The organism is Aquimarina sp. AU474, from assembly GCF_900312815.1.
Taxonomy (GTDB): domain Bacteria; phylum Bacteroidota; class Bacteroidia; order Flavobacteriales; family Flavobacteriaceae; genus Aquimarina.
Genome location: NZ_OMPE01000001.1, coordinates 1 through 5,699, shown reverse-complemented (window position 1 = coordinate 5,699; position 5,699 = coordinate 1). Strand labels below are relative to the sequence as shown.

General features: G+C 45.8%; 2 tRNA genes and 3 rRNA genes. All 5 read right to left on the bottom strand.

The features are described from left to right. Positions 1 to 42 precede the first annotated feature (42 nt). The 5 genes from rrf to DK508_RS00005 all read right to left on the bottom strand — a co-directional run bounded on the left by rrf (position 43) and on the right by DK508_RS00005 (position 5,245). A 5S ribosomal RNA gene (gene rrf, locus DK508_RS00025) occupies positions 43 to 150 on the bottom strand. Between the two features lie 123 nt (positions 151 to 273). Next, a 23S ribosomal RNA gene (locus DK508_RS00020) occupies positions 274 to 3,094 on the bottom strand. Positions 3,095 to 3,338: 244 nt separating this feature from the next. Then, a tRNA-Ala gene (locus DK508_RS00015) sits at positions 3,339 to 3,412 on the bottom strand. A gap of 86 nt (positions 3,413 to 3,498) precedes the next feature. Beyond that, positions 3,499 to 3,572, bottom strand: a tRNA-Ile gene (locus tag DK508_RS00010). Positions 3,573 to 3,721: 149 nt separating this feature from the next. Beyond that, positions 3,722 to 5,245 (bottom strand): 16S ribosomal RNA (locus DK508_RS00005). Together the 16S, 23S and 5S rRNA genes with 2 tRNA genes alongside form the textbook arrangement of a ribosomal RNA operon. Positions 5,246 to 5,699: the final 454 nt, after the last annotated feature.

Below are 5,699 nucleotides of genomic sequence, written 5' to 3'. Positions count from 1 at the left end.
GCATAAAAAAAACCCTTCATTATAGTAATGAAGGGTTTTCAAAGAAGGCGGCGACCTACTCTCCCACGATTGTAGTACCATTGGCGCTAACGGGCTTAACTACTCTGTTCGGAATGGTAAGAGGTGAGCCCCGTTGCTATAACCACCTTAAGTCTTTAGCTCTGGTTGAACTATAATATTGTTGACATATTGATTATAAAAATACGTAAAGAGTAAACTTGATAAAGAGAATATAAAGCAATTTGCTACCCTGGTTATTAGATAACCAGGGTACGACATAAGCCTATGGGTTATTAGTACTACTCGGCTATGACATTACTGCCTTTACACCTATAGCCTATCAACGTGGTAGTCTCCCACGACCCTTTAAAGAAATCTCATCTTGTGGTGGGTTTCGCGCTTATATGCTTTCAGCGCTTATCCCTTCCGAACGTAGCTACTCTGCCATGCCTCTGGCGAGACAACAGATACACCAGCGGTTCGTCCAACTCGGTCCTCTCGTACTAAAGTCAGATCCACTCAAATTTCTAACGCCCACTGTAGATAGAGACCGAACTGTCTCACGACGTTCTGAACCCAGCTCGCGTGCCACTTTAATGGGCGAACAGCCCAACCCTTGGGACCTTCTCCAGCCCCAGGATGTGACGAGCCGACATCGAGGTGCCAAACCCCCCCGTCGATGTGAGCTCTTGGGGGAGATCAGCCTGTTATCCCCGGAGTACCTTTTATCCTTTGAGCGATGGCCCTTCCATGCGGAACCACCGGATCACTATGCTCTACTTTCGTACCTGATCGAGCTGTATCTCTCTCAGTCAAGCCTGCTTATGCCATTGCACTCTACGCACGATTACCAACCGTACTGAGCAGACCTTTAGAAGCCTCCGTTACTCTTTTGGAGGCGACCACCCCAGTCAAACTACCCACCAAGCACTGTCCATCTCACGATGTTAGGCTTCGAATAAGCAAAGGGTGGTATTTCAACAATGACTCACACACGCCTGGCGACGCATGATCAAAGTCTCCCACCTATCCTACACATTACTTATCCAAAGTCAATACTAAGCTATAGTAAAGGTTCACGGGGTCTTTTCGTCCCACAGCGGGTAACCGGCATCTTCACCGATACTACAATTTCACCGAGCTCATGGCTGAGACAGTGTCCAGATCGTTGCACCATTCGTGCAGGTCGGAACTTACCCGACAAGGAATTTCGCTACCTTAGGACCGTTATAGTTACGGCCGCCGTTTACCGGGGCTTCAATTCAATGCTTCTCCGAAGATAACATCTCCTCTTAACCTTCCGGCACCGGGCAGGTGTCAGGCCATATACATCATATTTCTATTTAGCATAGCCCTGTGTTTTTGATAAACAGTCGCCTGGACCTTTTCACTGCGGCCCATCTAAAAGATGGGCGACCCTTCTCCCGAAGTTACGGGTCGATTTTGCCTAGTTCCTTAGCCATGAATCTCTCGAGCACCTTAGAATTCTCATCCCAACTACCTGTGTCGGTTTACGGTACGGGCTGCCTGGATCGCTTTTCTTGGAAGTCGATTCGCTAGATTATCACCTCGGCCGTAGCCTTAGTGTACTATCAGGGCATTACTGCTCCTTTCAACGCACTATTCCGTCAGTGCGCACTAACTATTCGCCTCCGTCACTTTTAACTCCGGCAGGTACAGGAATATTAACCTGTTGTCCATCCACTACCCCTTTCGGGTTCGCGTTAGGTCCCGACTAACCCTCAGCTGATTAGCATAGCTGAGGAAACCTTAGTCTTTCGGTGTGCGGGTTTCTCGCCCGCATTATCGTTACTTATGCCTACATTTTCTTTTGTAGCTACTCCAACATGGCTCGCGCCACATCTTCAACGTCACTACAATGCTCCCCTACCACTTCTTACGAAGTCCATAGCTTCGGTAATATGCTTATGCCCGATTATTATCCATGCCGAACCGCTCGACTAGTGAGCTGTTACGCACTCTTTAAATGAATGGCTGCTTCCAAGCCAACATCCTAGCTGTCTAAGCAGTTCAACCGCGTTTTTTCAACTTAGCATATATTTTGGGACCTTAGCTGATGGTCTGGGTTCTTTCCCTCTCGGACATGGACCTTAGCACCCATGCCCTCACTGCTGGTAAACATTTTATAGCATTCGGAGTTTGTCAGGAATTGGTAGGCGGTGAAGCCCCCGCATCCAATCAGTAGCTCTACCTCTATAAAACTATACCAACGCTGCACCTAAATGCATTTCGGGGAGTACGAGCTATTTCCGAGTTTGATTGGCCTTTCACCCCTACCCTCAGGTCATCCCAAGACTTTTCAACGTCAACGGGTTCGGTCCTCCACTTTGGGTTAACAAAGCTTCAACCTGCCCAAGGGTAGATCACACGGTTTCGCGTCTACTACTACTAACTATGGCGCCCTATTCAGACTCGCTTTCGCTACGGCTCCGATTCTTAAAATCTTAACCTTGCTAGTAAAAGTAACTCGTAGGCTCATTATGCAAAAGGCACGCCGTCACCCCTAAAGGCTCCGACCGCTTGTAAGCGTATGGTTTCAGGATCTTTTTCACTCCCTTATTCAGGGTTCTTTTCACCTTTCCCTCACGGTACTGGTTCACTATCGGTCTCTCAGGAGTATTTAGCCTTATCGGATGGTCCCGACGGATTCATACAGGGTTACACGTGCCCCGCACTACTCAGGATACTACTAGATTGATACGCTTTACTTATACCAGGCTATCACTGTCTATGGCTCCTCTTTCCAAAGGATTCTAATTCATTATATCGCTCATATTGTAGTCCTACAACCCCAGCATTGCCGTAACAATACTGGTTTGGGCTAGTCCGCGTTCGCTCGCCACTACTAACGGAATCACTTTTGTTTTCTTCTCCTCCGGGTACTTAGATGTTTCAGTTCTCCGGGTTCGCCTCCATTGCTGGATGATATGTCTTCAACATACCGGGTTGCCCCATTCGGATATCTGCGGATCAGTCTGTATGTGCCAGTCCCCGCAGCTTTTCGCAGCTTATCACGTCCTTCTTCGCCTCTGAGAGCCTAGGCATTCCCCATACGCCCTTAATTAGCTTATGTCTCTTGCTTTAACTTGCTCTTTTTAGTTTTTGCCTATACTAATCAAGTAACTAATTAGTATAAACCTCTTTTTTATTCACTAATTACACTCTTTCAAATGCAATTAATGCTCGTATTTTTAAATCAATATGTCAATGAACGTTAATCCTATTAATAGTACAGAATCAATGTCTATAAAAAACTTTTTCACTATCGTGAATCCTGTGCTTTTATAAACTATCGATACCCTATACCTAAGGAATCGTGGAGAATATCGGAGTCGAACCGATGACCTCCTGCGTGCAAGGCAGGCGCTCTAGCCAGCTGAGCTAATCCCCCGTCTTCTATTAGTTGACCCTACGCCACTATATAGTTGACAGTAACACAACTTCTAGAATTTCCTTTAGTATTTCAAATGAACTTCGTAGTCTCAGGCAGACTCGAACTGCCGACCTCTACATTATCAGTGTAGCGCTCTAACCAGCTGAGCTATGAGACTTCTTCATAGTTGAAAATCGATGGCTTAAGCTAAAAGCTATTCCGAAAAATAACTAACTAACCCATATATAACCAACTAAAAATTATTAATCGACAGCTAAAAACTAAAAACAATCCAACAAAAAAACTTCCGTCGCACTATCTCTCTAGAAAGGAGGTGTTCCAGCCGCACCTTCCGGTACGGCTACCTTGTTACGACTTAGCCCCAGTTACCAGTTTTACCCTAGGCCGCTCCTTACGGTGACGGACTTCAGGTACTCCCAGCTTCCATGGCTTGACGGGCGGTGTGTACAAGGCCCGGGAACGTATTCACCGGATCATGGCTGATATCCGATTACTAGCGATTCCAGCTTCACGGAGTCGAGTTGCAGACTCCGATCCGAACTGTGATAGGCTTTATAGATTCGCTCCTTGTCACCAAGTGGCTGCTCTCTGTACCTACCATTGTAGCACGTGTGTGGCCCAGGACGTAAGGGCCGTGATGATTTGACGTCATCCCCACCTTCCTCGCGGTTTGCACCGGCAGTCTTGCTAGAGTTCCCGACATGACTCGCTGGCAACTAACAACAGGGGTTGCGCTCGTTATAGGACTTAACCTGACACCTCACGGCACGAGCTGACGACAACCATGCAGCACCTTGTAATATGTCCGAAGAAAAGTCTATCTCTAAACCTGTCATACTACATTTAAGCCCTGGTAAGGTTCCTCGCGTATCATCGAATTAAACCACATGCTCCACCGCTTGTGCGGGCCCCCGTCAATTCCTTTGAGTTTCATTCTTGCGAACGTACTCCCCAGGTGGGTTACTTATCACTTTCGCTTAGCCACTCAAACCGAAGTTCGAACAGCTAGTAACCATCGTTTACGGCGTGGACTACCAGGGTATCTAATCCTGTTCGCTACCCACGCTTTCGTCCCTTAGCGTCAATATATTGTTAGTGATCTGCCTTCGCAATCGGTATTCTGTGTAATATCTATGCATTTCACCGCTACACTACACATTCTAACCACTTCACAATAATTCAAGTCTAGCAGTATCAATGGCAATTTTCCGGTTGAGCCGAAAACTTTCACCACTGACTTACTAAACCGCCTACGGACCCTTTAAACCCAATGATTCCGGATAACGCTTGGATCCTCCGTATTACCGCGGCTGCTGGCACGGAGTTAGCCGATCCTTATTCGTAGAGTACCGTCAGAGCTCTACACGTAGAGCGGTTTCTTCCTCTATAAAAGTAGTTTACAACCCATAGGGCAGTCTTCCTACACGCGGCATGGCTGGATCAGAGTTGCCTCCATTGTCCAATATTCCTCACTGCTGCCTCCCGTAGGAGTCTGGTCCGTGTCTCAGTACCAGTGTGGGGGATCTCCCTCTCAGGACCCCTATCTATCGTAGCCTTGGTATGCCGTTACCATACCAACTAGCTAATAGAACGCATAGTCATCTTTTAGCAATAAATCTTTAATCAATAAATAATGCTATTCATTGATACTATGAGGTATTAATCCAAATTTCTCTGGGCTATCCCTCACTAAAAGGTAGATTCTATACGCGTTACGCACCCGTGCGCCGGTCGTCAGCAAAGTGCAAGCACTCCCTGTTACCCCTCGACTTGCATGTGTTAAGCCTGCCGCTAGCGTTCATCCTGAGCCAGGATCAAACTCTTCATCGTTTGTCTTTAAATATTATCTAAAACAATACAACGGAATTTAACGTCTTCTCTTTGATGTTTCTAGTCTTTATTCTTTGTAATAAATTATCTCTAATTTAATACGCGCTGTCAATCAATATGTCTATGAACTTTTTTACCCCTAAACCGATCTTCATCGGTAGTAAGTATCGATAGTAAATAAGGAATCGAACCCCATGAAATTACGCCTCGTAACCCCTACTCCAGTACCACTTTTTTTCTTATGAACTTCGCTTGTCTCTCAAAGCGGGTGCAAATATACAACCCCTTTTTTAACCACCAAAACTTTTTTAATTTTTTTTGAAAAAAGTTTTTCCGAAATACAAAACTCAATAAAATCTCAATGAACTAAACAAAACTTAAACCCCGTTTTGCGGGTGCAAACATATAACCAAAAATCCATTCCACAATACCTTTTTTAAACTATTTTTTAAAG